The organism is Nonomuraea sp. NPDC005692, assembly GCF_040631115.1.
GTDB lineage: Bacteria > Actinomycetota > Actinomycetes > Streptosporangiales > Streptosporangiaceae > Nonomuraea.
Genome location: NZ_JBEXYU010000047.1, coordinates 38,542 through 63,987 on the forward strand (window position 1 = coordinate 38,542; position 25,446 = coordinate 63,987).

Here is a 25,446-nt window from a genome sequence, read left to right on the forward strand (position 1 = left end):
GACTATTTCCTCAAGTTAACTTGAGGTCAACTGGTTTTCGCCGGGGATCAGCTGCCGATCTTCCTGCCCCTGCCGTGCCAGACCACCGCGACCGACGGGCGCGGCTGGTCGCCGTCGGGCCAGCGGCTGGCCGGGTTGTCCGGGGTCGCGCCGTCGATCTCGCCCGGGTGCTGCACGGCCACGAACACGCTCTTCTGGTCCTCGGTCACCAGCGGGCCGCAGGTCTCCGCGCCGAGCGGGACCGTGAGGAACTGGCGCAGGTGGCCACGGTCGGAACCGCGTACCGGCATGACGAACAGGCCGTCGTTGCTGCCGAGCTGGTTGCCGTCGGTGGAGATCCACAGGTTGCCGTCGGCGTCGAACGTCACGTTGTCCGGGCACGAGATCGGCGAGACCTTGGTCTTGTCGAAGCCGGCGAAGTACGTCGTGGGGTCGTTCGGGTCGCCGCAGATCAGCGGGAGCGACCAGGAGAAGGTGGTCTCGCCGGCGTCGTTGCGCCGCTCGGCCACCTCCAGGACGTGACCGTGCTTGTTGGACGGGCGCGGGTTGGCCTCGTCCACCTGGGCGGCGGTGCGGTTGGAGTTGTTGGTCAGGGCCACGTAGACGCCGCCGGTGACCGGGTTGCGCTCCATGTCCTCCGGACGGTCCATCTTGGTGGCGCCGCCCTTGACCCTGTCGGCCGCCGATCGCGTGTAGATCAGCACCTCGGCGGCGGTCATGCCGTCCACGTACGACCTGTCGCCCGACACCAGCGGGAGCCACTCGCCGGAGCCGTCGAACAGCCCGTCGGAGGGCAGCTTGCCGGAGCCGTCGATCTCGGCGGCCGGGCTGTCGCCGGTGAACTTGGCGACGTACAGGGTGCCCTCGTCCAGCAGGGTGCGGTTGTGGCGGTCGAAGCCGGGGATGTACCGGTTCTTGGAGACGAACTTGTAGATGTACTCGAAGCGCGAGTCGTCACCCATGTAGACGACCAGGCGGCCGTCCCTGGCCAGGGTGGTGTTGGCGGCCTCGTGCTTGAACCTGCCGAGCGCGGTGCGCTTGATCGGCGTGGAGTCGGGGTCGAACGGGTCGATCTCCACGATCCACCCGAACCTGTTGGCCTCGTTCGGGTGCTTGGCCAGGTCGAAGCGCTCCTCGACCCGGTCGAAACGGCGGCTGCTCGCCGGGGTGCCCGTCGTGATCGTGTAACGCGAGATGTACGGCCGCTGCGCCTCGGGGACCTTGTCGCCGTTGACGAAGTACTGGTCGAAGTTCTCCTCGGCGGTCAGGACCGTGCCCCACGGGGTGGAACCGCCCGAGCAGTTGTTCAGCATGCCGACCGGCGCCAGGCCCTTGGGGTCGGCGGCCGTCCTGAGCAGGGCGTGACCGGCGGCGGGGCCGGAGAAGCGCATCGGCGTCTGCGCGGTGACGCGCCGGTTGTAGCGGCGGCGGCCCTTGGTGGTGAGCTTCCACTCGCCGGTGCCGTGCGCCCGCTCGATCTCCACGACCGAGCCGCCGTGCGCGGCCAGCGCGATCTTGATCTGCTCCTCGGTCGCGGCCGCGCCGCCGGTGTACCCGCGGTACATCAGGTTCTCGTCGGTGTACTCGTGGTTCACCCACAGCAGGCCGCGGTTGTGGCCCATCGGGAAGAACGTCACGTAGTCGCAGTTGTAGCCGAACTGCTTGTTCTGGGCGTCGGCCGTCTGGTTGCCGAAGTCGAAGGCCGGCGCGTCGGGCAGCACCGGGTCACCCCAGCGCACGACCACGGAGGAGTTGTAGCCGTCGGGGATGCGCAGCGCGTCGTCCTTGTTCGGCGGCACCGGGGTGAAGGCGATCCCGCTCCGGCCGCGCAGGCCCTCCGCGACCGGCTCGGCGGCCGCCTCGGCCGCAGGCTCGTCGGCGAACGCCGGGACCGCGCCCGCCACGCCCACGCCCGCCACCAGCGCGCCGAGCGCGCCCGCGCGCAGCACGCCGCGACGCGACATCGCCTCCTTGACCACGTCGCCGAAGTAGGCGTTGCCCGTCGTGTTGGCCACGTCGTGCGCGCACGCGTTCCCGCAACGGAACTGACAGGTCAGAGCGGATCGGCCACCTTTGTGCGGGGTGGAAAGCAGCGGCAGCAGCCGCCCCGCCTCAGGGTTCGCCACAGGTCCTCCAGATATGTGCGCGTTTGTACGGCGGGGACGTTACGGTCGTCAACGAAACCGGGGGTGAACGACGACCTCCGTCCCGATGAACGCTTGCCGCGAGACAATGGGCCCGTGCCACCACGCAAGATGGATCCGGAGAAACTGCGCGCCGCCCTCGACGGCCAGCTCGTCGCCCTCGACGAACCGCCCTACGACGGCCCCGCATCGGCCCTGCCCGACGCCCTGGTCGCCGCGGTGCTGACCGCCTACGACCGCGGGCTCGCCCCCGAGCGCGACGCGGCCAGGCAGGCGGTGCGCCACCTGCTGGAGAAGCTGGCCACCGCGGCTCCCGGCCGCACGGTCGAGGTGCGCGTGCCTCCTTACGCGGCCGTCCAGGCCGTCCCCGGCCCCCGCCACACCCGCGGCACGCCGCCGAACGTCGTGGAGACCGACGCCCGCACCTGGCTGGAGCTCGCGCTCGGCCGGCTGACCTGGGACGAGGCCGTGGCCAGGGGCTCGGTCGCGGCCAGCGGCTCCCGTGCCGACCTGTCAGCCCACCTGCCGCTCTAGCGGCCCCTGCCCATCCAGGGGAACTTGCTCTCGAAGCACTGGTCGGCGAGCTGGCTGGGAAGCTGGCCGCACTCCTGGACCACCTTCCAGAACCAGATCGCGACGATCGCGAACAACACCAGCGACAGCGCGCTGATCACGATCCCGGCGATGGCCCGGCCCCTGCCCACGCGCTTGGCCAGCGCCACACAGCCGAAGACGATCGACAGGATCGCGGTGAGCACGCCGGTGAAGCAGACGAACACCAGGAACGGGCTGGCCACCCCCAGCACCAGCGAGGCGGTGGCGAGGCCGCTGCCCGGCTGCGTGGGCGGCTGGGTGCCGTAGGGGCCGTACTGGCCGTAGGCGGGGGCTCCCGGCGGCGGGCCGTACCCGGGCGGGCCGCCGTAGGGGCTGGAGGGGGTGGTGCCGGGGACGGACGTGTCCCGCCCGCCGGTCTCGTACGAGCCGGGAGCCGCCTCATAGGGCCCTCCCGACGCCGCCGGTCCCCCACGGGCCCCTTCACCACCGCCGCCGGCCGCCGGCCCGCCATAGGGCCCGCCGGACGCCGTGGGACCGCCACCGGCCGCCGTAGGGCCGCCGTAGGCCCCCTCACCGCCATACGGCGCTCCCGGCCCGCCGTAGGCCCCCTCGCCGCCGTGGAGCGCTTCCGGCCCGCCATAGGCCCCCTCGCCGCCGTACGGCGCTCCAGGTCCTCCTGGTGGCACGCCCCCGGCGCCCGGCGTCACGCCCCCCGCGCCCGTGGTACGGCCCGTGCCGGCGGCGCCTCCTGGGCCTTCGGCCCCCTCAGCACCTTCCGCACCGCCCGGCCGGGCGCCCGGCTCCTCGGGGCCGCTGGCCGCGTGGGTGCCGGTGGCCGGAGGCTCGAAGGTGGGCACGTCGCCGTATTCGTAGCGGGACGGCGCGGGGCGGCTCGGTTCCTCGTCCGGCTGCGTGCCCCAGCCCGGATAGGCCGGGGTGCCGCCGGGCATCGGATAGACCTGCGTCTCCTCGGCGTCCCCGCCGGACCACCGCGTCCTGCCCGCGCCGCCCTCGGCCGGTCCCGGCGTCTCGGGCGAGGTGGGCAGGTCGGGATGGTCGGGACGGCCGCCGGGCCTGGGCTCGTGCGACGGCGGCACGTCCGGTGGCGGCGGTGGCACCACGGGCGGCACGGGCGCGATCGGCTCCTCGCCCTCCCGCTCCTCCTCGAACGGCCACTCATCCGCCCACCGCCCACCCCCGGCCCGCTCCCCAGACTGTTCACCGGGCCGCTCGCCGGGCCGTTCACCGGGCCGTTCACCGGGCCCTTCACCGGGCGGTTCGCCGGGCCGGTCGCCCTCGTGCCGCCCGCCACCCGGTCGGGCTCCCTCTCCGGGACCGGCGCCCTCGCCGGGGGCCGCGCCCTTCGGCGTGTCCGCGTGCCCAGGGGTGTCCGCGTGTTCATGGCCGTGCTCGTGGTCGGGGACGGTCCATCCCTCCGGGGTTCCTGCGCCGCCGGTCGGCCCCGCGCCGGGCGGGCCGCCGACGGCCCACTCGCTCGGGCTCCACTCGCTGCTCGTCGGCCCGCCCTCGTACGGCCCGATCTCCGGCGGCTCCTCCTCGGGCGCCGGCGGCTCCTCCTCGGCCGTCCCCTCCCGCCACCATTCGGGCGTGTGCCGCGGCGGCGTGGATTCGGGCCGGTCCTCGCGGGGAGGGCCTTCGGGGTGCTGCGGGTCCTGCCCCTCGCGGGGTTCGTTGGGGTCCCCAGGTGTGGTCACGTCTGCGTCTCCCGACGGGTCTGCATGCCGGATACTTCACCTTTTCGCGGAGGGCATCGGCTAAAGCGCACGACACGGTAAGACGGGCGCCATCCTTGGGTCTCCATGCGCCAAAGCGGCAGGCGGCGGGCAAGATGAGTGCATGCTGGACGAGACCCTGACGTACGCCCTGATCATGGTCATGAAGACCCACCGCAACCGGATGGCCGCCGCCCTGGCGCCACTGGGCCTGCACGTGGGCCAGGAGCTGCTGCTCAACCAGCTGTGGCGGCAGGACGGCCTCACCCAGGGCGAGCTGATCGCCCGGCTGGGCGTGGAGCCGCCGACCGTCACCAAGACCCTCCAGCGCCTCGAACGCGCGGGCCTCGTCCGCCGCTCCCCCGACCCCGACCGCCCACGGGTGGGCCGCGTCCACCTGACGGAGGCGGGCAAGGCGCTGCGCGAGCCGGTCGAGGCGATCTGGGCCAGGACCGACGAAGAACTCCAGCACGGCCTGGACGACACCGAACGCGCCCTGCTGTCCCGCCTCGTACGCGCCATCCCCCAGTAATCCTCTTCACCAAGAGCGAAACCCCCTTGCCTCCAGGCGCCGGTAGCCACTTAGCTGGCTAATTAGTCGGCTAATCAAGAGAGGCATTCCCATGCACGCGTTCATCACCGGCGGCTCCTCCGGCATCGGCGCCGCCACCGCGCTCGCCTACGCCAGGGCCGGCGCGCGGGTCACCATCACCTACAACACCGGCCCCGGCCGCGCCGCAGAGGTCGTCAAGCGCATCGAGGAGGCGGGCGGGCAGGCGGCGGCCGTCCATCTGGACCTGGAGGACCACGCCACCATCGCGCCCGCCGCCGCCCAGGCGGGCCCGGTGGACGCCCTCGTGCTCAACGCCGTCCGCTGGGGCACGATCATGCCCAACAGCATGAGTTTCGAGGACGTCCCCGCCGCCGAATGGACGGCCGCCCTGCACGCGAACGTCGTCGGCAACGCCCTGCTCGTCCAGGCCGTGCTGCCCGGGATGCGGCGGAACGGCTTCGGCCGGATCGTCTTCGTCTCCTCGGGCGCCGCCGAGGAGGGCCAGCCGGGCCCCGGCCCGTACGGCACCGCCAAGATGGCCCTGCACGGCATGGCCCGCGCCCTGGCCTGGGAGGCCGGCCGGGACGGCGTGCTGGTCAACGTGGCCGTGGCCGGGCTCACGATCACCGAGGCCGAGCGCCCGGTCACCCAGGAGGCCCTCGACCGGATCGCGGCCCGCACGCCGAGCCGCCGGCTCTCGACCGCCGACGACATGGCGGCGCTGATCCATTTCCTCGGATCTGCGGCGAACCGCAACGTCACAGGAGAGTTCGTCCGCGACGGATCCAACGCCGGCAGATCCTCCCACGCCGGCTGATGGAGCACCCGGGTGTGCGAGCACGGAGACCCGCAACCTAAACTGAGGCATGTGCTGAAGGGCGACGGCCGGCTCGGCCATGACCTGGACCCCCACGACCGCGCACCCAAAGACGCTTGTGGTGTCTTCGGCGTCTGGGCACCAGGCGAGGAAGTTTCCAAACTCACCTACTACGGGCTGTACGCGTTGCAGCACCGCGGCCAGGAGTCCGCGGGCATCGCGGTCAGCGAGGGCAGCCGCATCCTCGTCTACAAGGACATGGGCCTGGTGGCCCAGGTCTTCGACGAGTCGGTGCTGGGCACCCTCCGCGGCCACCTGGCCATCGGCCACTGCCGATACTCCACCACGGGTTCGAGCGTGTGGGAGAACGCGCAGCCGACCCTCAGCTCCACCGAGGTCGGCGGGCTCGCGCTCGCCCACAACGGCAACCTGATCAACACGCCGGAGCTGGCCGAGCGCCTGGCTCCCGGCTCCACCCGGGCGACCACCGACACCGAGGTCCTCGCCTCGCTGCTCGCCCAGGATCGCACGCGTTCCATCGAAGACTCTGCGGCCGAGCTGCTGCCGCAGGTCAAGGGCGCGTACTCGCTGGTGTTCATGGACGAGAAGACGCTCTACGCGGCCCGCGACCCGCAGGGCATCCGCCCGCTGGTCCTGGGCCGCCTGGAGCGCGGCTGGGTGGTGGCCTCGGAGACGGCGGCCCTCGACATCGTGGGCGCCACTTTCGTCCGCGAGATCGAGCCCGGCGAGCTGCTCACCATCGACGAGGACGGCGTCCGGTCCCGCCGCTTCGCCCTGCCCGACCCCAAGGGCTGCCTGTTCGAGTACGTCTACCTCGCCCGTCCCGACACCACGATCGCGGGCCGCGGCGTGCAGGTCACCCGGGTCGAGGTCGGCCGCGTGCTGGCCCGCGAGCACCCGGTCGAGGCCGACCTGGTCATCCCCACGCCCGAGTCCGGCACCCCGGCCGCCGTCGGCTACGCCGAGGAGAGCGGCATCCCCTACGGCCAGGGCCTGGTGAAGAACTCCTACGTGGGCCGCACGTTCATCCAGCCCTCGCAGACCATCCGCCAGCTCGGCATCCGGCTCAAGCTCAACCCGCTGCGCGAGGTCGTCGCGGGCAAGCGCCTGGTGGTCGTCGACGACTCGATCGTGCGCGGCAACACCCAGCGCGCCATCGTGAAGATGCTGCGCGAGGCGGGGGCGCGCGAGGTGCACGTCCGCATCTCCTCGCCGCCCGTGGCCTGGCCGTGCTTCTACGGCATCGACTTCGCGACGCGCGCCGAGCTGATCGCCGGTTCGCTGTCGGTCGAGGAGATCCGGGCCTCGCTGGGCGCCGACTCGCTGGGGTACATCTCCCTGGAGGGCCTGACCAAGGCCACCACCATCCCCGCCGAGCGGCTCTGCCGGGCCTGCTTCGACGGCTCGTACCCGATCCCCATCGACCAGGACAACGTGGGCAAGTTCGTGTTGGAGAGCAAAGCGTGAGTACCTACGAGGCCGCCGGCGTCGACATCGAGGCGGGCGAGCGCGCCGTCACCCTGATGAAGGACAAGGTGGCGCGGGCCCGCCGGCCGGAGGTGGTCGACGACGCCAGCGGCTTCGCCGGGCTCTTCGACGCCTCGGCGCTGCTGCGTTACCGGCGTCCGCTGCTCGCCTCCTCCACCGACGGCGTGGGCACGAAGGTCATGATCGCCCAGCGCTACGGCAAGCACGACACGATCGGCATCGACCTGGTCGGCATGGTCCTCGACGACCTCGTGGTCTGCGGCGCCGAGCCGCTGTTCATGACCGACTACATCGCCGTCGGCAAGGTCGTGCCCGAGCGCGTCGCCGAGATCGTCGGCGGCGTGGCCGAGGGCTGCCGGCTGGCCGGCGCGGCGCTGGTCGGCGGCGAGACCGCCGAGCACCCCGGCGCCATGGGCCCCGACGAGTACGACCTGGCCGGAGCCGGCACCGGCGTGGTCGAGGCCGACGCCATGCTGGGCCCCGACCGGGTCCGCGAGGGCGACGTGGTCCTCGCGCTGGCCTCCTCCGGCATCCACTCCAACGGCTACTCGCTGGTGCGGCACGTGCTGCGCGAGGCGTCGCTGTCGCTCGACGCGGTGCTGCCCGAGCTGGGCCGTCCGCTGGGCGAGGAGCTGCTGGAGCCGACCCGCGTCTACTCGCTCGACTGCCTCCACCTGGCCCGCACGACCGAGGTGCACGCCTTCGCGCACATCACGGGCGGCGGCCTGGAGGCCAACCTGTCGCGGTCGCTGCCGGGCCACCTCGACGCGCTGCTCGACCGGTCGTCCTGGACCCCGCCGGCGATCTTCGGCGTGCTGGCCGGGCACGGGCGGATCGCCCAGCAGGACATGGACCGTACGTTCAACCTCGGCGTGGGCATGGCGGCCGTGGTGGCGCCCGGCTCGGCCGACGAGGCGATCCGGCTGCTCGCCGAGCGCGGTCTCGACGCGTGGGTGCTGGGCGAGATCGTCCAGGGCTCGGGCCAGGCTCGCTACCGCTGATCCGAAGGGGGCCGGCTCGGCCCGGCCCCCGTTCAAACAGGCTTGTGCCGCTGATAGTGGCGGGCGACGCGCACCCGGTTGCCGCACAGCTCCGGTGAGCACCAGCGCCGCCGGGGGTGGGCGGGCAGGAAGATCATGCGGCACCGGGGCCCCTCACAGGCCCGGATCCGGCTCGCCGCCGGATCCGTGAGCAGGTCGGCCGCGGCCTCGGCGAGCTGCGTGAGCAGGCGGGCGAGCCGGTCACCGTCCCTGCGCGCGCCCTTGCTGAGCCCGCCGTCCATGACGTCGAGATGCCCGTACGCGGGCGCGGCGCGCATCGCGTCGTTGAGCGCACCGACCGCCTCGCCGGACGGCCTCTCCCCCCGGCGCACGGCGTCGACCGCGGCCTCCACGTGCGCCCGCAGCTCCCGGAGCACGCCCAGGTCGTCCGCCGTGAACGGCCCCCGGACCGAGGTCAGCCGGCCCGCCTGACGATCGAGCCACTTCCCGAACATCTCGGGCGTGTCGAGGACGTCGAAGTCCTGGGCCCGGGTGTTCACCAGGTCCAGCGCGAGCGGCTCACCGATCAGGAACTCCATGAGTCCTAATGCTACATCTCCCCCTTGACGCGTTAGAAGCCTGCTCGCTATAACTAACGCATCATTGTGCGAGAAAGGCATTAGGCATGGAGATCCCACAGATCCGCCACGGTTTCGTGGACGTGGAAGGCGTGCAGGTGTTCTACCGGGAGGCGGGCCCGCGCGACGGCATCCCCGTGCTCCTGCTGCACGGCTTCCCCTCGGCCTCCCACCAGTACAGGCGCCTGATGGACGCCCTGGGCACCCGCTACCGCCTGATCGCGCCGGACTATCCCGGATTCGGCCACACCGAGGCCCCCGGCGACTTCGTCTACTCCTTCGACCGCCTGGCCGACGTGGTCGAGGGTTTCGTGCAGAAGATCGGGCTCGACCGCTTCGTCTGGTACGCCTTCGACTTCGGCGGCCCCGTCGGCTTCCGCCTGGCCACCAGGCACCCCGAATGGATCGCCGGCCTGATCGTCCAGAACGCCAACGCCTACGACGAGGGCCTGTCGGACCTGGCGCGCACCACCGTCCACGCGCCCGCGGAGAGCCTGGGCGACCTGTTCACCCTGCCCGTCACGCGCGGCCAGTACGAGGGCGGCGCGTCGGACGTCTCAGGCGTCGCACCCGACGGATGGACCCTCGACCAGCACTTCCTGGACCTGCCCGGACGCCGGGAAGCCCAGCTCGCGCTCGCGCTCGACTACCGCTCCAACCTCGCGCTCTACGCCGACTGGCAGGCATGGCTGCGCCGCCACCGGCCGCCCACGCTGATCGTGTGGGGCCGCAACGACGCCTTCTTCCCGGAGCCGGGCGCGCACGCCTACCTGCGGGACCTGCCGGACGCCGAGCTGCACGTGCTCGACACCGGGCACTTCGCGCTGGAGGACAAGCTTCCCGAGATCGCACCGCTGGTCGCGGGCTTTCTCGACCGCACGCAAGCGTGACGAAAGCCCCACGGTTGCCCGTGGGGCCCGACGCTCATGAACGAGGATCCGGCACATGCCGGACCCTCGGCCACGTCACTCTGAAGAACGGCTATCGGCGGCCGGAAGAACGGCCGTCTTCGTCGTCCCCGGAACCGTAGTCATCGGCGTAATCGGCATAGCGATCCGCCAGCTCATCGTTGAGGTCGTCGGCGTCGTCGTTGCCGGAGTCGCTGACCCCGAGTTCGTCGCGCAGACGGTCAAGATCCGTGCCACCGCTGTTGTACTTCAGCTGGCGAGCAACCTTGACCTGCTTGGCCTTTGCTCGGCCGCGCCCCATTGGCTCGACCCCCTCGTGTGGGGTCGTCCCCGACCCCTCGTCGCTAACGCACCACACACTGACGCCGCCTGACTTTGGACGTCAGCCTATCGTTCGCCTATTACCGTACCTGTTTTGTGCCCAGCTCGGTACGTCGTATGGGCGTGGGGCGTCAGTGGCCCAGCCAAATGGCCCTAATACGCCCGACTTCCGACATTCTGCGCTCAGCTAGCCTATCCGCTGCCACAGCCGGAGGAACGCCCTCGTCCGCCGCGATCCCGAAGATCTTCAGAGTCGTGTCGTAGATCTGGGCCGCCTTCGCCCTGGCCCGGTCCATGCTGAAGCCCTCGATCTCGTCGGCTACCTGGATGACGCCGCCGGAGTTCACCACATAGTCGGGCGCGTACAGGATCCCGCGGTCGGCCAGCTGCTTCTCGACGCCGGGATGCGCGAGCTGGTTGTTGGCCGCGCCGCAGACGATCTTCGCCCGCAGACCGGCCACCGTGGCGTCGTCGAGCGCGCCGCCCAGCGCGCAGGGCGCGAAGACGTCGATGTCGGACGTGGTGAGCGCCTGGGCGTCGGCGACCACCTCGACCTCCGGATGCCGCAGGCGCACCCGCTCGACGGCCCGCGGGTCGACGTCGCAGATCACGACCTCGGCGCCGTCCTCGCGCAGGAGGTCGACCAGGCGATGGCCCACCTTCCCGACCCCCTCGACGCCGACCCGCCTGCCGTGCAGCGACGGCGTGCCGAAGACCCGTTCGGCCGAGGCGCGCATGCCCTGGAAGACGCCGAACGAGGTCAGGACGGAGGAGTCGCCGGCGCCGCCGTGGGCCAGGGTGCGGCCGGTGACGTGGCGGGACTCGCGGGCGACGACGTCCATGTCCTCGCTGAAGGTGCCGACGTCGCAGGCGGTGATGTAGCGCCCGCCGAGCGACTCGACGAACCTGCCGTAGGCGCGCAGCAGCGCCTCGCTCTTGACCCTGGCCGGGTCGCCGATGATGACGGCCTTGCCCCCGCCGAGGTCGAGGCCGGCCAGGGCGTTCTTGTAGGACATGCCCTTGGCCAGATTGAGCACGTCGGCCAGGGCCGCCTGCTCGTTCTCGTACGGATAGAACCTGGTGCCGCCGAGCGCGGGCCCGAGGGCCGTGCTGTGGACGGCGATGATCGCACGCAGGCCGCTCTGCTCGTCGGCGCAGAAGACGACCTGCTCGTGGACGTCCTTGTGGGACGTGCCGAAGACGTCGGTCACGGTAGTGACTCCCTGTCCGGTCCACCGCTCCTTCGCGGCGGAGGTCACTCTCAGACTAGTAAGCCCAACGGTGCGCGCAGGTGCTCTTCGTGACACGATGCCTCCGTGCTGCCCTATGCCGCCTACCTCCGCGTCTATGAGCCACTGACCGCGTTCGCCGAGTCCGAGCGCAAGCTGTGGGCCGACTACGCCGACTCACGCGACCGTCCGCGCCGGGCGAACGCGCTCAACGCGGAGCACAGCGAGTCGGTCATGCGCCTGCTCGGCATGCCCCCTCAGCCGGTTCCCGCCCAGGAGAGCCCCAATGCCTATCTGCGGCGCGTTGAGGACCGTTTGTACGTATGTCCCTGGCAGACCCGTCTGCGGTCGTGGCTGGCCTTCTCAAGGCTCCGTGGCGCCACTCCCGTGAAGCTGATGGACCGGCTCGTGCCCAAGGCCATCGCCGAGCAGACGGCCGACGACTTCGACCGGTTCAAGCGCCGGGCCGGTTCGTCCGCCTTGCGTACGCACATTCGCACCACGGCGTGGCATGTGCCGCCATCGTGGTTCGTGCCGTTTGATGGGAACGAGCGCTGGCTGGTGCTCGGCTCCTCCACCCCGGGACAGGACGTGACGACCACTACGGGCCGCAACCTCATCTACGTCACCTCCATGGCGCAGGCCAGGAGGCGCGCGGCCCGCGCCCTCAACGTGATGCGCCGGCACCTCGGCGACGCGTCGTCCAACTTCGACGTGGAGGACATCGCGCGCTGGCTGGAGGAGTTCCACCCGCACTCGCTGGTCGAGCTCGACTACGGCGGCCTGGTCCACCTGATGAACGACGACGCCCTCCAGGCCGACCAGTCGGTTGCTGAGCTTTCTGCCGCTTTGACCGGTCTGGACACGGGTCAAGAAGAACTTGCCTATGCCATGTACCAGCGCGTCATCCTTCGGTGGAAGTCAATGCAACAGCTGGAATCTGCCAACTGACCCCCAAAACAACCGTCTGACCTGCATGAGTAGGTCACGTCTCGCGGCTGCTCTCTTCTGCGAACTGAGTAGTTTGCCGTTTTCACTGCGATACCACGAACCGTGTCGCTAGAATCACCGAGCGTGACATCGCCATGGGGGCGGGCAGTTGGGTCAAAGAAGGGCTCGCCAATCGCTCTGCGTGGCGGTATGGTCACATCGGGTGATGCCGCATATGGCTCAGAAAAGCCGCACGCTCTGCGCCATAGGGGGACATCCGTGACACGCGCAAAGGCAGTCACAGGATCGCTAAGCCGGTCCACACGGAGGAGAGGCCGCACAAATGTCAGCTCGTACACCCGAGGCCGAGCCGCTGCTCACGCCCGCTGAGGTCGCGACCATGTTCAGGGTCGACCCCAAGACCGTTACGCGGTGGGCCAAGGCGGGCAAGTTGACGTCGATTCGTACCCTCGGCGGTCATCGGCGTTACCGGGAGACCGAGGTTCGCGCACTGCTGGCGGGCATTCCGCAGCAGCGTTCCGAGTAGTCGCAAGGGTCGTCACGAACCTCAGGGGGGTTGAGGGTGGACCAGGTACGCTTGCCCGGTCCACCGACGTGACGTCGCACGGGGAAGTTGGCGTCGCCCGCCCGGCGCCACTCTTCCCCCGCTACGCCAGCTGCTCGCCGGTGAGCACGTCGAGCAGCTCGCCGACCTCGCCGTCGTAGGCGGCGGCCACGCCCAGCAGGGCCACCATGTGGTCGACGAGCATCTTCTCCAGGATCGGCCGCTCGACGTCGCGGTGCTCCAGCCAGTCGAGACCGGCCGTCTCCACGGAGGCGATCCACGAGCGCAGCGTGGTGCGCAGCACCGGGCTCGGATCCTCGACGCGCATCTGCTTCTGGATGAGGCGGAACAGCCTCCGGCGCACGCCGTCGACGATCTCCCCCACCTCGCCCGCCCGGTTGGCGGGCCCTCCGCGCAGCAGCGCGGCGAAGCCGGCGGCGTGCTCCTCGACGAAGTCGAAGTAACGCCCGAGGCCCGCGGCCAGCTCGTCGAGCGGCCTGCCGCCCTCGGCCGGACGCAACCGCGACTCCAGCTGCTCGGCCGCGCTCCTCAGCGCGGCCACGTAGAGCTCCTGCTTGCCACCGAAGTAGTGGTAGACGAGCGCCCGCGAGGCGCCTGCCGCGGAGGCGACGTCGTCGATCGAGACGTCCTCGGCGTCACGGGTGCTGAACAGCTCCAGCGCAGCCGCCATGAGCTCCTCGCGACGGCGGTCCACGCTCAGCCTTCGGCGTGCGGGGCGTGCCGTCTCGGCTGACTTCCCGGGTGTCACACCTGCACAGTATCCGACGACGTGCCCAATAGCGGACGTGTGGCGAATGGGTCAATATCAGGCTTCCCTAACCCGAAGCCGTACCCTGTGGCTTACTCGATCGTTTGGTGAGACAGGTGCCCATATCCGCATCGCGGGGGAGACACATGTCAGGACCGCCCGTCAACACTTCAACCATCGCCGAGCTCCGCGAGGTAGACCCATTGCCTCGGCCACGACCCACCATCCGCAACGTCGCCGAGCGAGCCGGCGTCTCGAAGTCGCTGGTCTCACTCGTGCTGCGCGGATCCCCGCACGTGAGCGAGCACCGGCGGCAGGCAGTGCTCCAGGCGGCGCGCGAGCTCGGCTACCGGCCGAACGCCGTCGCGCGCAGCCTGGTGGAAGGACGTACACATCTGGTCGGGGCGCTCGTCGCCGACCTGCACAACCCGTTCTACGCCGAGTTCCTCGACGGCCTGCAGGAGAGCCTGCACGGCGACGGGCTGCGCATGCTGATCGGGAACAGCCAGTGGGACCCGGCGTTCGAGGACGAGGCCGTCGAGGCCTTCCTGGAGCTCCGGGTCGACGGGCTGGTGCTCTTAGGCATCGCGCCGACCAGCGAGACGCTGATCGAGGCCACCGCCTACACCCCGACCGTCGTCGTAGGGGAACGTGACATCGAGCTCGACGGCGTCGACATCGTGGTCGACGACGACCAGCTCGGCGCCCGGCTGGCCATCGACCACCTGGTGAACCTCGGGCACAAGCGGATCGCGCACATCGAGGGCCCCCGGTCCTCGCGCTGCGAGGGCTACCTCGTGGCGATGCGCAGGCATTCGCTGGCCCCGTACATCATGGTCGAGGCGGCGGACGCGACCGAGGAGGGCGGCCGGGCGGCGGCGATCGCCCTGCTGACCCGCGACCCGCGGCCGACGGCCGTGTTCGCGGCCAACGACGTGGTGGCGCTCGGCGTGCTGGCCGCCGCGGCCGAGCTGGGGCTGCGGGTGCCGGACGACCTGTCCGTGGTCGGCTACGACAACACCCACCTGTCGGCCTCACGGCACATCTCGCTCACCTCGGTCGACCAGCCGCGCCGCGCCATGGGCAGGTCGGCGGCCGCGCTGCTGAGCGACAGGATAGGCGAGCCGGCCAAGGGCGCCCGGCTGCGCGAGATCCAACCCGAGCTGATCGTGCGCCGCAGCACGGGACCCGCCTGAGGGATATGTGCCGGTTGCGCTGCCGTTGCGGGCCTTTACCGGGCACCGCAATGGCACGGCGGGCCAATGCGCAGGTCTCTCGTCAGCAAGCCCGCCCAAAGCCTGGGTCAAGCCGTACGGCAGCGTCGCCGGACGGCGGTTTACTCGTCAGGGTCATGCTAATTGTGGCCGAATCTGGTTCGGTCACGATCTGATCCGGGGGACAGTCATGCGTGATCCAGAACTGGTGTCCTGCGCCCAGCGCGCGGCGGCCGAGCTCGAACGCGCCTGGGGGCACTGGCGCGCGGGCAGGGGGCGGGGCACCGACGTCGGCGCCGAGTCCGTCGCCAGCTACGTGGCGCATTCCCTCGACCATCCGTGGGGCCGCCCCCGCGTCGTCCTCGGCCTCGACGCCGAGGACGCGCGGGAGCTGGCCGCCCTGCTCGAACGGCAGGAGGTTGGCGAGCACGTGTGGTGAAGCGGACGGCGAAACCGCCAGGCGGACCGTCGCAGCGGTCCCCATCCGGCACTTCGGTGGGATCGCGGGCCGACTCGCAGGATTGCTGTTGATACGGGCCTGATCGCGTGGCTTCACGTAAGTTGGAGCTCATGCGTGCTCTACCAGCCACCGTCCTCGCCGTCTGCGGCCTGATCGCCTCCGCGTGCGGCGGCACCGAGCCTGGTGGCGCCGCGGCAGGTCAGGCCCACTCCACCGCGCAGGGGCCCGACAAGGCGTCCGTCCAGGACGGGCCGACGGAGACGGCCACGGCGCAGCAGGCGCCGCCCGGCGCCAAACCCCTCGCCGGCAAGGTCATCGTCATCGACCCCGGGCACAACGGCGGCAACTACCGCAACCCGAAGGCCATCAACCGCAAGGTCAACGTGCTGACGCAGTGGAAGGCCTGCGACACGACCGGCACCGCCACCAACAACGGCTACAGCGAGGCCGCCTTCACCTGGGACGTCTCCAACCGCATGGCCAAGATCCTCAAAGGCCGCGGCGCCACCGTCAAGCTGACCAGGTCCGACAACGAGAGCGTCGGGCCGTGCATCACCCAGCGGGCCGCGATCGGCAACAAGGCGAAGGCGGACGCCGCGATCTCGGTGCACGCCGACGGCGCCGCCCCGGCGGGCCACGGGTTCCACGTGATCATCCCGAAGAAGATCAACGGCCCGGTGGACAAGGTCGTGGCGCCCTCCACCGAGCTGGGGCTGGCCGTACGCGACGCCTTCGCCAAGGGCACGGGCCTGCCCTACTCCACCTACGTCGGCAGCAAGGCGCTCAGCTTCCGCAACGACCTCGGCGGCCTCAACCTCTCGACGGTGCCGAAGATCTTCGTCGAGTGCGGCAACATGCGCAACGCGGCCGACGCGGCCAAGTTCCAGGATCCGAAGTTCAGGCAGCGGATCGCCTTGGCACTCGCGAACGGGATGCAGCACTATCTCGAAGCATGATTCCTCGCCCAGAGCTGCTCAGTGATCTTTCCGGCTCCTTCGAGCTGACCTCGGGCGCGACCGTCGCCGGTCCGTACGCGGACGCGGTACGTCGCGCGCTGCCCCTTCTCGACCTGCGCCCGGGAGACTCGGGCGAGATCGAGGTACGCCAGGATCCCGCGCTCGGCGAGGAGGCCTACCGGCTGACCACCGGGTCGCGTGGGGTCGAGATCGTCGCCGGCGGGGCGGCGGGCGCGTTCTACGCCGCGCAGTCGTTGCACCAGTTGCTGCCGGACGCCTCCTACCGGTTCGCCGCCGGCGCGTCGTGGCCCGTGCCCGGGGTGCGCATCGAGGACGCACCGCGGTTCGCCTGGCGGGGGCTGCACCTCGACGTGGCCCGGCATTTCTCCCCCAAGCGGGAGGTGCTCCGGCTGATCGACCTGATGGCCGTGCACAAGCTGAACCGGCTGCACCTCCACTTGGTCGACGACCAGGGCTGGCGGGTGGAGAGCCGGGCGTACCCGCTGCTCCACGAGGTGTCCTCGCACCGGCCGCGCACGGCCACCAACTACTACCGCGAGCCGGAGGCGTACGACGACATCCCGCACGGCGGCTACTACACGCTGGAGGACCTGGCCGAGATCGGCGCGTACGCGCGGTCCAGGTTCGTCACGGTGGTGCCCGAGATCGACGTGCCGGGGCACGCCTCGGCGATCCTGGCCGCCTACCCGGCGCTCGGCGCCACCGGCGAGCCCTACGACGTGCTCGACCGGTGGGGCATCTCGCCGGCGATCCTGTCGCCGCTGCCGCCGACCGTCGAGTTCCTGATCACGATCTTCGACGAGATCATCGGCGCGCTGGGCGAGGTGCCCTTCTTCCACATCGGCGGCGACGAGGTGGTGCTCGACCACTGGGCGCAGTCGGCGCAGATCACCGCCTACCGCGAGTCGCTGGGGCTGTCCACGGTGCCCGACCTGCAGGCGTGGTTCCTGCGCGAGCTGGCCGACGCCCTGGCCGAGCGCGGCGCGCGGGCCGTGGTGTGGGACGAGGCGTTCGTCAGCGGCGGGCTGCGCCAGGACACCGTGGTCATGCCGTGGCGTGGCATGGGCGTCGGGCGGCGCGCCGCCGCGGCGGGCCACGACGTGGTCGCCACTCCGGTGTTCCCGCTCTACTTCGACTACGCCGAGGCGGCCTCCGCCGACGAGCCGATGGCCATCGGCGACACCACCACGGTGGCCGACGTGGCCGCGTTCGACCCGGCCCCCGCCGACTGGACGGACGAGGAGCGGGCGCGCGTCATGGGCGTGCAGGCCCAGCTCTGGACCGAGCGCGTGCCCGACCCCCGGACCGTCGACTACCGGCTCTGGCCGCGGTCGTGCGCGCTGGCGGAGGTGGCCTGGGCCGGCTCCGGCGGCGAGGGGTTCGCCGGGCGGCTGGAGGAGCACCTGCGGCGGCTCGACGCGATCGGCGTGGAGTACCGGCCGACCGCGGGCCCGCACCCGTGGCAGCGGCGGCGTCCGCACCGGCCGAGCGGCGTGCGGGTGAACGAGGTGATGGAGCGCATCGACGCCATGACGCACGACGCGGAGTCGACCAGGCCGAGCGTCTGACCGGCGGTCACATGGGCGCGGGGCGGTCGTTGAGTATGCGCTGGAACAGCACGTGGTCCTGCCACTCGCCGTCGATGCTGACGGCGCGGGGGGCCATGCCGTACCGCTCGAAACCGGCCTTGCGCAGGACCGCCTGCGAGGCCTTGTTGTGCAGGAGCGTGCCGGCCTCCACCCGGTGCAGGCTAAGGTCCTCGTCGGCGGCCCGGCACGCCGCCAGCACCGCCTTGGTGGCCAGCCCCCGCCCGTTGTACGCGGCGTCCACCCAGTAGCCCAGTGACGCGCTCTGGGCGGCGCCCCGGATGATGCTGTTCAGGTTCATCCTGCCCACGACGCGGTCGCCGTCCGTGAGCACCCACGGCATCACGAAGCCGGCCGCACGGTCCTCGGCCAGTCGTTCGAGGCGTGCGGCCTGGCCCGCGGGGGTGAAGAAGTCGGCCGGCCTGCGGGGCTCCCAGGGGCGCAGGAAGTCGCGGTTGCGGCGGTAGGCGTCGGCCAGCGCCTGTGCGTCGGACCTGGCGACGGCGCGCATGACGACGTCGTCGGTGAGCTTCACCTCGGCATTGATCACGATTCCACGATAGGGGGGAGCCCTAGGCGGTGCGGCCGATCGCCTCGGTGACGGAGGACAGGCCGTGGCGGCGCACCCGGCGGGCGAGCTGCCGGTGGATGCGGGCGGCCCACAGCGGGCCGCCGTAGATCCAGCCGGTGTACCCCTGGACCAGGGTGGCCCCGGCCAGCAGGCGCTCCCAGACGTCGTCGACGTCCTCGACGCCGCCCACGGAGACCAGCGTGAGGCGGTCGCCGACCTTGGCGCGCAGCCGGCGCAGCACCTCCAGCGAACGGCCCTTGAGCGGACGCCCGGACAGGCCGCCGGTCTCGCCGCCGTGCCTGATGGTGGTGTTGGTCGCGATGATGCCGTCGAGACCCAGCTCCACGGCCAGGTCGGCGACCGCGTCGACGTCTTCGTCGGCCAGGTCGGGGGCGATCTTCACCAGCAGCGGCGTACGACGCGGCGTCGCGTCGGCGACCTCCTTGACCGCGGTCAGCAGCGGGCGCAGCAGCTCGACCGCCTGGAGGTTGCGCAGGCCGGGCGTGTTGGGCGAGCTGACGTTGACCACCAGATAGTCGGCCAGCGGGGCCAGCTCCCTGGCGCCGGCCACGTAGTCGGCGACCGCCTCGGACTCCGGCACCACCTTGGTCTTGCCGATGTTCACCCCGACCACGACCGGCACCCCGCGCGTACGGCGCAGCCGCCGGGCGGCGGCGCGGGCCCCGGAGTTGTTGAAGCCCATCCGGTTGATCACCGCCCGCTGCCCCACCAGCCGGAACAGGCGCGGTCGCGGGTTGCCGGGCTGGGCGTGCGCGGTGATGGTGCCGACCTCGACGTGGCCGAAGCCGAGCGCGGCGATCGCCTCGGCGCAGGCCGCGTCCTTGTCGAACCCGGCGGCCAGCCCGAACGGGCCGGGGAAGTGCACGCCGAACGCGGTCACCCGCAGGACCGGGTCGTGCGGGGCGAACGCTCGGTGGAACAGCCGCTTGAGCAGGGGCAGCCGGGCGAGCACGGCCAGGCCCGTAACGGTGAGACGGTGCACGGCCTCGGCGTCGAAACGCCGCAAGACCTGCGTGAACACGAGGCGATACATCACGGGTCAGGCTACCAATCCCGCCTCGTGGGCGATGATCGCGGCCTGGACGCGGTTGCGCACGTCGAGCCGGGTCAGGATCGTGCTCACGTACGCCTTCACCGTGCCCTCCACGATGTGCATCCGCTTGGCGATCTCCGCGTTCGACAGGCCCGCGCCGAGCAGGGCGAGGACCTCCCGCTCGCGGTCGGTGAGCACGCCGACGCGGTCGCGGGCCTCGGCCTCGCGGGCCATCCGGCCGCCGGCGAGCTGGGCGATCACGCGCTGGGCCACCTTGGGCGACAGGTACGCCGCGCCGTCGGCGACCGCGTGGATGCCGGCGATCAGCTCGCGCGGGTCGCCGGACTTGAGCAGGAACCCGGCGGCCCCCACCTCCAGCGCCCTGGCGATGTAGTCGTCCTCGCCGAACGTGGTCAACATCACCACGGCCGTGGCGGGCGCGACGCGGCGCAGCTCGGCCGCGGCGGCCAGGCCGTCGAGGCGCGGCATGCGGATGTCGAGCAGCGCGACGTCGGGACGGTGGCCGATGGCCAGGTCGACGGCCTGTCTGCCGTCGCCGGCCTCGGCGACCACCTCCAGGGACGGGTCGGAGTCGAGGATCGCCTTGACCCCGGCCCGGATCATGGCCTCGTCGTCGGCAAGAAGTACGCGGATCACGCCCTCTATATTGCCGACATGGCACAGGTGAAGGTTTACGGGCGTCGTGACGTGTGGGGCGGACGGCAGCGGGAGATCTCCGATCTGCTGCAGTCATGCCTGGTGAGCGCGTGGGGCGTGCCCGAGGAGAAGCGGTTCCACCGGTTCCTGCTGCTGGACGCCGACGACTTCGTCTGCCCCGGGCGCAGCGCGAACTACCTGATCATCGAGGTCGTGTGCTTCACGGGACGCAGCGACGACGCCAAGCGCGCGCTGATCCGGTCGATCTATGAAAAGTCGGGATACGACCCTGAGGACGTGGAGATCACGATCATCGAGATGCCCAAGGTGAACTGGGGGATCCGGGGCGTTCCGGCCGACGAACTGACGCTGTCGTACAAGGTGGAGGTCTAGCGTCAAGGGTGGACTGGGGCGGGCGGTATGGTCCGAGTCATGAGCACTCACTATGACGTCGTCGTTCTCGGCGCGGGTCCGGGAGGATACACGGCCGCCGTCCGCGCCGCCCAGCTCGGGCTGCGTACCGCGGTCGTCGAGGAGAAGTACTGGGGTGGCGTCTGCCTGAACGTGGGCTGCATCCCGTCCAAGGCGCTGCTGCGCAACGCCGAGCTGGCCCACATCTTCCACAACGAGGCCAAGACGTTCGGCATCAGCGGCGAGGTGAGCTTCGACTACGGCGCGGCCTTCCAGCGCAGCCGCAAGGTGGCCGACGGCCGGGTCAAGGGCGTTCACTACCTGATGAAGAAGAACGCCATCACCGAGTACGACGGGCGCGGCACCTTCCTCGACGCCAACACCCTGCAGGTCAACGATGAGACGATCACGTTCGACCACTGCATCATCGCGGCCGGTGCCACCACCAGGCTTATCCCGGGCACGCAGTTGTCGGAGCGGGTGGTGACGTACGAGGAGCAGATCCTCACCGAGAACCTGCCGCGCAGCATCATCATCGCGGGCGCGGGCGCGATCGGCGTGGAGTTCGCGTACGTGCTGCACAACTACGGCGTCAAGGTGACGATCGTGGAGTTCCTCGACCGGGTCGTGCCGCTGGAGGACGAAGAGGTCTCCGCCGAGCTGGCCAAGCGCTACAAGCGGCTCGGCATCGAGGTGCTGACCTCGACCCGCGTCGACGGCATCGAGGACACCGGCGGCTCGGTCAAGGTCACCGTCACCCGCGACGGCCAGACCCAGGTGCTCGAGGCCGACAAGGTCATGCAGGCCATCGGCTTCCAGCCGCGCGTCGACGGCTACGGCCTGGAGAAGACCGGCGTGCAGCTCACCGAGCGCGGCGCGATCGCCGTCGACGGCCGCTGCCGCACGAACGTGCCCCACATCTTCGCCATCGGCGACGTCACCGCCAAGCTCATGCTGGCCCACGCCGCCGAGTCGATGGGCATCATCGCCGCCGAGACCATCGGCGACGCCGAGACCATGGAGCTCGACTACGTGATGATCCCGCGGGCCACGTACTGCCAGCCGCAGGTGGCCAGCTTCGGCTACACCGAGGCGCAGGCCCGCGACCTGGGCTACGACGTCAAGGTGGCCAAGTTCCCCTTCACGGCCAACGGCAAGGCCCACGGCCTGGGCGACACCGCCGGGTTCGTCAAGATCATCAGCGACAACACCCACGGCGAGCTGCTCGGCGCCCACCTGATCGGCCCCGAGGTCACCGAGCTGCTGCCCGAGCTCACGCTGGCCCAGCAGTGGGACCTGACCGTGCACGAGGTCGCGCGCAACGTGCACGCGCACCCCACGCTCGGCGAAGCGGTCAAGGAGGCGATCCACGGCCTCGCGGGCCACATGATCAACATGTGATCCCGTCGCGCGGATGCGCATCCCGGTGCTCGTCCATCGGGATGCATCCGGCCGGGTCAGACCCAGACGTACAGGGCGACGCCCAGCAGCGCCACGGCCAGCGCCGAGGCCCAGCCGCGCAGCGTGTTCCACCGGGTCCAGCGCGGCGCGTACGCCCGCCAGGCCAGCTCGCCCGCCTCCAGGGCGTTGTTCATCGGCACGTTGATCGCGGCCGTGACGGCGATCGAGCCCAGGAAGTAGACGACGGCCGCCGCGAACGCGAGCGTCGCCGGCCCGCCGTCCCCGCCGATCAGCAGGAACACGCCGGCGAGCAGCGAGGCCACGGGCGCGAGCATGAAGGTCGACAGGAACGCCGGGTTCAGGATCTTCTTGTTCATGCCGCGCATGGCGGCCGCCGCGCCCTCCTCCCCCACGGCGTCGAGGCCAGGCATGACCGAGGTGGAGAAGGCGAAGAACACGCCCGCCATCAGCCCGTTCAGGACGAGGGCGAGCACCGAGGAGACGACCGCGAGTACGCTCACGTCCCTATGATCCCTTAAGTCACAGTTGTCCGGAAACGACGGGCCATCCGCGATTCTCATTGAACGTTCATGTATTCCTGAGATGTCTCTGAGACCGGGGGCACAACGTGGGGCCCGTGCCTCCAACGAACGCGCAAACTCAGATCGGACGGCTCGGCGCCGTCACGGTACGCCTGGGGCTCTTCGGGCTGGTCGCGCTGGGCATCCTGGGCGCCGGCCTGGAGCTGGCCTTCGAACGCCACTGGCAGTCCTGGCAGCAGTTCGTCCCCTGGGTGGCGCTGCTGGCGCTCGGGGCCGCGCTCGTGCTGCTCGCCCTGGACGCCTCGCCCCTCACGCTCAAGGTCGTCCGCGGGATCGCGCTGGTGGTGCTGCTCGCCTCCGCCTACGGCGTGTACGCGCACATCTCGGCCAACCATGACATGGGCGCCTTCGACCCGCGCTACGCCGACACCTGGCAGACCCTCTCGCCCCTCACCCAATGGTGGTACGCGCTGACCAAGTCCGTCGGCCCGGCCCCGCCGCTCGCGCCCGGCATGCTCGCCCAGAGCGCGCTCCTCCTGCTGCTGACCACGCTGGCCCCCGCCAGGGCCAGGGAGAACGCCTGATCACACCCCGCAGGCGGCCCGCACGTCGGCGACGAGCCGTTCGGCGGCGGCCACCGTACGGGTGATCTCCTCCGGCGTGCCGCCGACGGAGGCGAGCAGCGCCTGGGCCCGCTCGCCGAACCCGGCGGGCGCGGAGGGCAGCCGGTCGGCGGCGGCGACCATGCCCTTCTCGTTGATCAGCCAGGCGCCGTCGGCCGCGTGCAGGGCGTGGCAGGCGACGCCGATCGCGCGGAACAGCGCGCCGGCGGCGTACGCCGGGTCCTGTCCGGCGGCGCCGTACCTGGCGGTCGTCAGCGAGAAGCCGGCCTCCCACAGCCCCTGGACCAGCGCCTCGCGCAGCGCGGGCGGGTACGCGGCCGTCTCGGCGCGCAGGGCCGCCAGCTCGCCGGACGGGTCGGCCAGCACCTTGCACAGCGCGACCTCGCCCGCGTAGGCGTGGGAGTAGAAGCCCAGCGGGTGGCCCGGCTGGAAGCCGATCTCGTACCGTCCGGCGCGGCAGTCGTCCCAGACGCGGCGCACCCGGTCGAGGTCGCGGTAGATCCAGTCGACCCGCCACCCCTCGACGGTGAGCCAGCCGCCGCCGTCGACCCACGGGCCCCAGCCGCCGGGCTCGGTCACCTCGGTCGGCTCGCCGGTCGTCTCCAGGGCGAGGGCGCGCAGGTCGCCGACGGCGAGCGGCCCCCGGTAGTACAGACCCAGATCGATGTCGGAGTCGGGCCGGTGCGTGCCGCGCGCCCGGCTCCCGCCCAGCGCGACCGCCACCACGCCGGGCACCTCGGCCAGCTTCGCCGCGATCTCCCGCAGCCGTTCGTCACGCATGCCAGTCCGCCATCCGTCCAACCTACCGAAGGCCCAAATCGCATATTTCCGAACCACTCCGGCATTTCCCGCGTCACACTCATGCACAGCCCGGTGTGTGATCCACGAGACTGGAGAGACCGAAGTGGCGTCAGGTCGCAAACTCGTAGCCATGGCCGTGATGACGGCCGCCGCGCTCACCACGGGAGGGGCCGTGGCCCGGGGCGAGGCCCGCCCGGCCGCCGCCACGGTCCAGGAGCCGGCACCCGTGACCACCACCGCCCTGACCACCACCACCCCCGCCGCCGCCGAGCCCACCTGCATGCGGGTCAAGGGCGCCGAGGTGTGCGTGGGCCCGGACGGCAGCGACCGGCCGGGCATCTGGGTCGAGGACACCCGCAACGACAAGCTGCACGCCGCCGTCGAGTACCACCTGAACGAGTACCTGGGCACCAAGTACGTCATCCACAACCTGGGCGGCAAGGGCGAGATCCGGGGCAACCGCGAGATCGGCAAGACGGTGACGTTCCGGGCCGCCGTGTACGAGGGCAACCACCGCGTCAAGGTGGGCCGCTGGAAGACCGTCCGTAACCTCACCAAATACCCGGTCAAGCGCGACACCGGCGTCACCCCGGCCGCCGCGCGGGGCCGTTCGGAGCTGTGCTCGTTCACCAAGGGCGGGGCGAGCGTGTGCTTCCACGAGCGCGACACGTACGTCTTCGCCTGCGACACCAGGGCCGACGAGTACCAGGCGCGCGCCGAGTACTTCGTGGCCGGCGACCCGACCGCCCGGTACGAGATCCACCAGCTCGCCGGCCTCAACACCTGCGGCAAGGCCGAGCACGGCGACCAGTCGATCAGCATGTTCCGCGCGTCGGTCTACAACGGCTCGCACCGGGTCGCGACGCGGCAGTACAAATACAACTAGCTTGCAAGCGGCCCCGCAAGCCGGTTGAAATCGGGCCAATGCACTGTGTGGTCATCCCAGAGAGGAAGGAACCCCTCGATGACCGCCTCCCGTACCGCCGCCGTCCTGACCGGTGTCGCCGCCGCAGCCCTGGTCGCGCTCGCCTCCTCCCCCGCCCAGGCCGCCTCGGCCGCTCCGTGGGGTCCCTACTACGCCCCTGGGCACGCCGCCAAGGCGACCGGCTCGCTGAGCGCGACCGGCGAGGACCACGCCGACCTGCCGACCGCCGACGTGGTGCGGATCTCCGGCAAGCTGACCGACCGCACCCGCAAGGACTCCTCCTGCGGCTGGGCGGTGTTCCGCATCACCTACCGCGACGGGAGCAACCTGCCCAACAAGGAGCGCAGCATCCGTAACTGCTCCGCCAGCTCCGCCAAGCGGTTCTCCTTCGAGTACCACGACGTCTACCAGGTCGAGCTGAAGGTCTGCGCCGAGGGCAAGGGCTCCAAGCCGTCCCTGAACTGCCTGTACGCCGGCACCTGGAAGACCCTCTACCTGTCGAAGTGACGGCTCCCGGCGGCCCGGCACCACGGTGAACGACAGGTTCCTGATCACGGGGGCGGCGAGCGCGTT

At 71.1% G+C, this 25,446-nt stretch carries 28 protein-coding genes; 17 read left to right on the forward strand and 11 right to left on the reverse strand.

All coding sequences use genetic code 11. From position 1 onward, the window contains the following. Positions 1-47 precede the first annotated feature (47 nt). Positions 48-2,015 (reverse strand): PhoX family phosphatase, encoded by a 1,968-nt coding sequence (locus tag ABZ459_RS48490; protein ID WP_357986868.1) that lies wholly within the window; start codon positions 2,013-2,015, stop codon positions 48-50. 240 nt (positions 2,016-2,255) lie between these two features. Between ABZ459_RS48490 and ABZ459_RS48495 the strand changes: the two genes are divergently transcribed. Further along, complete coding sequence (locus tag ABZ459_RS48495; protein ID WP_357986936.1) at positions 2,256-2,678, forward strand: sterol carrier family protein; 423 nt, start codon at positions 2,256-2,258, stop codon at positions 2,676-2,678. Here ABZ459_RS48495 and ABZ459_RS48500 read toward each other — a convergent pair. Beyond that, on the reverse strand, positions 2,675-4,414 hold the full coding sequence (locus ABZ459_RS48500; RefSeq protein WP_357986871.1) for a DUF4190 domain-containing protein: 1,740 nt from the start codon (positions 4,412-4,414) through the stop codon (positions 2,675-2,677). The genes ABZ459_RS48495 and ABZ459_RS48500 overlap by 4 nt on opposite strands. Positions 4,415-4,556: 142 nt before the next feature. Between ABZ459_RS48500 and ABZ459_RS48505 the strand changes: the two genes are divergently transcribed. The 4 genes from ABZ459_RS48505 to purM all read left to right on the forward strand — a co-directional run bounded on the left by ABZ459_RS48505 (position 4,557) and on the right by purM (position 8,312). Beyond that, positions 4,557-4,964 (forward strand): MarR family transcriptional regulator, encoded by a 408-nt coding sequence (locus ABZ459_RS48505; protein ID WP_357986874.1) that lies wholly within the window; start codon positions 4,557-4,559, stop codon positions 4,962-4,964. Positions 4,965-5,055: 91 nt separating this feature from the next. Further along, complete coding sequence (locus tag ABZ459_RS48510; RefSeq protein WP_357986877.1) at positions 5,056-5,802, forward strand: SDR family NAD(P)-dependent oxidoreductase; 747 nt, start codon at positions 5,056-5,058, stop codon at positions 5,800-5,802. 51 nt (positions 5,803-5,853) lie between these two features. Continuing rightward, positions 5,854-7,290, forward strand: coding sequence for an amidophosphoribosyltransferase (gene purF, locus ABZ459_RS48515; protein ID WP_352361025.1), 1,437 nt, complete (start codon positions 5,854-5,856; stop codon positions 7,288-7,290). Further along, positions 7,287-8,312, forward strand: a complete 1,026-nt coding sequence (gene purM, locus ABZ459_RS48520; RefSeq protein WP_357986881.1) for a phosphoribosylformylglycinamidine cyclo-ligase — start codon at positions 7,287-7,289, stop codon at positions 8,310-8,312. The genes purF and purM overlap by 4 nt, the downstream gene beginning before the upstream one ends. 32 nt (positions 8,313-8,344) lie before the next feature. Here the strand turns inward: purM and ABZ459_RS48525 are convergent, their stop codons facing one another. Next, positions 8,345-8,890, reverse strand: a complete 546-nt coding sequence (locus ABZ459_RS48525; protein ID WP_357986884.1) for an ABATE domain-containing protein — start codon at positions 8,888-8,890, stop codon at positions 8,345-8,347. Between the two features lie 86 nt (positions 8,891-8,976). Here ABZ459_RS48525 and ABZ459_RS48530 point away from each other — a divergent pair, with 86 nt between their 5' ends. Further along, on the forward strand, positions 8,977-9,819 hold the full coding sequence (locus ABZ459_RS48530) for an alpha/beta hydrolase (protein ID WP_357986887.1): 843 nt from the start codon (positions 8,977-8,979) through the stop codon (positions 9,817-9,819). Between the two features lie 91 nt (positions 9,820-9,910). On the opposite strand, the gene ABZ459_RS48535 is transcribed toward ABZ459_RS48530, so the two are convergent. Continuing rightward, entirely contained in the window at positions 9,911-10,138 is a 228-nt protein-coding gene (locus ABZ459_RS48535; protein WP_357986890.1) for a DUF3073 domain-containing protein, read from the reverse strand. A 151-nt stretch (positions 10,139-10,289) separates the two neighbouring features. Then, a complete protein-coding gene (locus tag ABZ459_RS48540; RefSeq protein ID WP_357986892.1) occupies positions 10,290-11,369 on the reverse strand; it encodes a Glu/Leu/Phe/Val dehydrogenase dimerization domain-containing protein in 1,080 nt (359 codons plus the stop codon). Between the two features lie 105 nt (positions 11,370-11,474). On the opposite strand from ABZ459_RS48540, the gene ABZ459_RS48545 reads away from it, so the two are divergent. Together ABZ459_RS48545 and bldC are read left to right on the forward strand one after the other, a co-directional pair. After that, positions 11,475-12,338, forward strand: coding sequence for a hypothetical protein (locus tag ABZ459_RS48545; RefSeq protein WP_352320456.1), 864 nt, complete (start codon positions 11,475-11,477; stop codon positions 12,336-12,338). 322 nt (positions 12,339-12,660) lie between these two features. Continuing rightward, positions 12,661-12,864, forward strand: a complete 204-nt coding sequence (gene bldC / locus ABZ459_RS48550; RefSeq protein WP_013133571.1) for a developmental transcriptional regulator BldC — start codon at positions 12,661-12,663, stop codon at positions 12,862-12,864. A 121-nt stretch (positions 12,865-12,985) separates the two neighbouring features. Here bldC and ABZ459_RS48555 read toward each other — a convergent pair whose 3' ends face one another. Continuing rightward, on the reverse strand, positions 12,986-13,573 hold the full coding sequence (locus tag ABZ459_RS48555; RefSeq protein ID WP_357986897.1) for a TetR/AcrR family transcriptional regulator: 588 nt from the start codon (positions 13,571-13,573) through the stop codon (positions 12,986-12,988). A 281-nt stretch (positions 13,574-13,854) separates the two neighbouring features. On the opposite strand from ABZ459_RS48555, the gene ABZ459_RS48560 reads away from it, so the two are divergent. The 4 genes from ABZ459_RS48560 to ABZ459_RS48575 all read left to right on the forward strand — a co-directional run bounded on the left by ABZ459_RS48560 (position 13,855) and on the right by ABZ459_RS48575 (position 17,870). Beyond that, the gene (locus tag ABZ459_RS48560; RefSeq protein ID WP_357986900.1) at positions 13,855-14,847 is read left to right on the forward strand and encodes a LacI family DNA-binding transcriptional regulator; all 993 of its coding nucleotides are present in this window, start codon (positions 13,855-13,857) and stop codon (positions 14,845-14,847) included. Between the two features lie 208 nt (positions 14,848-15,055). Then, entirely contained in the window at positions 15,056-15,304 is a 249-nt protein-coding gene (locus ABZ459_RS48565; protein ID WP_125645653.1) for a hypothetical protein, read from the forward strand. 131 nt (positions 15,305-15,435) lie between these two features. Next, complete coding sequence (locus ABZ459_RS48570) at positions 15,436-16,281, forward strand: N-acetylmuramoyl-L-alanine amidase (protein ID WP_357986903.1); 846 nt, start codon at positions 15,436-15,438, stop codon at positions 16,279-16,281. After that, positions 16,278-17,870, forward strand: a complete 1,593-nt coding sequence (locus ABZ459_RS48575) for a beta-N-acetylhexosaminidase (protein ID WP_357986906.1) — start codon at positions 16,278-16,280, stop codon at positions 17,868-17,870. Before ABZ459_RS48570 ends, ABZ459_RS48575 begins: the two co-directional genes overlap by 4 nt. Before the next feature lie 7 nt (positions 17,871-17,877). Here ABZ459_RS48575 and ABZ459_RS48580 read toward each other — a convergent pair whose 3' ends face one another. Genes ABZ459_RS48580 through ABZ459_RS48590 form a run of 3 tightly spaced genes read right to left on the reverse strand, consistent with a single transcriptional unit; the run spans position 17,878 to position 20,170 of the window. After that, positions 17,878-18,438 carry a GNAT family N-acetyltransferase gene (locus ABZ459_RS48580; protein WP_357986909.1) on the reverse strand — a complete coding sequence of 187 codons (561 nt, stop codon included), beginning with the start codon at positions 18,436-18,438 and terminating at the stop codon, positions 17,878-17,880. Positions 18,439-18,460: 22 nt separating this feature from the next. Further along, entirely contained in the window at positions 18,461-19,513 is a 1,053-nt protein-coding gene (locus tag ABZ459_RS48585) for a quinone-dependent dihydroorotate dehydrogenase (RefSeq protein ID WP_357986912.1), read from the reverse strand. A 6-nt stretch (positions 19,514-19,519) separates the two neighbouring features. Beyond that, complete coding sequence (locus ABZ459_RS48590) at positions 19,520-20,170, reverse strand: response regulator transcription factor (RefSeq protein ID WP_357986915.1); 651 nt, start codon at positions 20,168-20,170, stop codon at positions 19,520-19,522. Positions 20,171-20,188: 18 nt separating this feature from the next. Here ABZ459_RS48590 and ABZ459_RS48595 point away from each other — a divergent pair, with 18 nt between their 5' ends. After that, positions 20,189-20,563: a tautomerase family protein gene (locus ABZ459_RS48595; protein WP_352361002.1), complete on the forward strand. Its 375-nt coding sequence runs from the start codon at positions 20,189-20,191 to the stop codon at positions 20,561-20,563. Between the two features lie 39 nt (positions 20,564-20,602). Next, positions 20,603-21,982 (forward strand): dihydrolipoyl dehydrogenase, encoded by a 1,380-nt coding sequence (gene lpdA, locus ABZ459_RS48600; RefSeq protein WP_357708034.1) that lies wholly within the window; start codon positions 20,603-20,605, stop codon positions 21,980-21,982. Between the two features lie 56 nt (positions 21,983-22,038). Here lpdA and ABZ459_RS48605 read toward each other — a convergent pair whose 3' ends face one another. Next, complete coding sequence (locus ABZ459_RS48605) at positions 22,039-22,503, reverse strand: anthrone oxygenase family protein (protein ID WP_357986918.1); 465 nt, start codon at positions 22,501-22,503, stop codon at positions 22,039-22,041. A gap of 116 nt (positions 22,504-22,619) precedes the next feature. On the opposite strand from ABZ459_RS48605, the gene ABZ459_RS48610 reads away from it, so the two are divergent. Beyond that, positions 22,620-23,108, forward strand: coding sequence for a hypothetical protein (locus tag ABZ459_RS48610; protein WP_357986921.1), 489 nt, complete (start codon positions 22,620-22,622; stop codon positions 23,106-23,108). Here ABZ459_RS48610 and ABZ459_RS48615 read toward each other — a convergent pair whose 3' ends face one another. Further along, positions 23,109-23,927, reverse strand: coding sequence for a nucleotidyltransferase domain-containing protein (locus ABZ459_RS48615; RefSeq protein WP_357986924.1), 819 nt, complete (start codon positions 23,925-23,927; stop codon positions 23,109-23,111). A 151-nt stretch (positions 23,928-24,078) separates the two neighbouring features. On the opposite strand from ABZ459_RS48615, the gene ABZ459_RS48620 reads away from it, so the two are divergent. Further along, entirely contained in the window at positions 24,079-24,834 is a 756-nt protein-coding gene (locus ABZ459_RS48620; RefSeq protein WP_357986927.1) for a hypothetical protein, read from the forward strand. 78 nt (positions 24,835-24,912) lie between these two features. Beyond that, complete coding sequence (locus tag ABZ459_RS48625; protein WP_357986930.1) at positions 24,913-25,380, forward strand: hypothetical protein; 468 nt, start codon at positions 24,913-24,915, stop codon at positions 25,378-25,380. Positions 25,381-25,446: the final 66 nt, after the last annotated feature.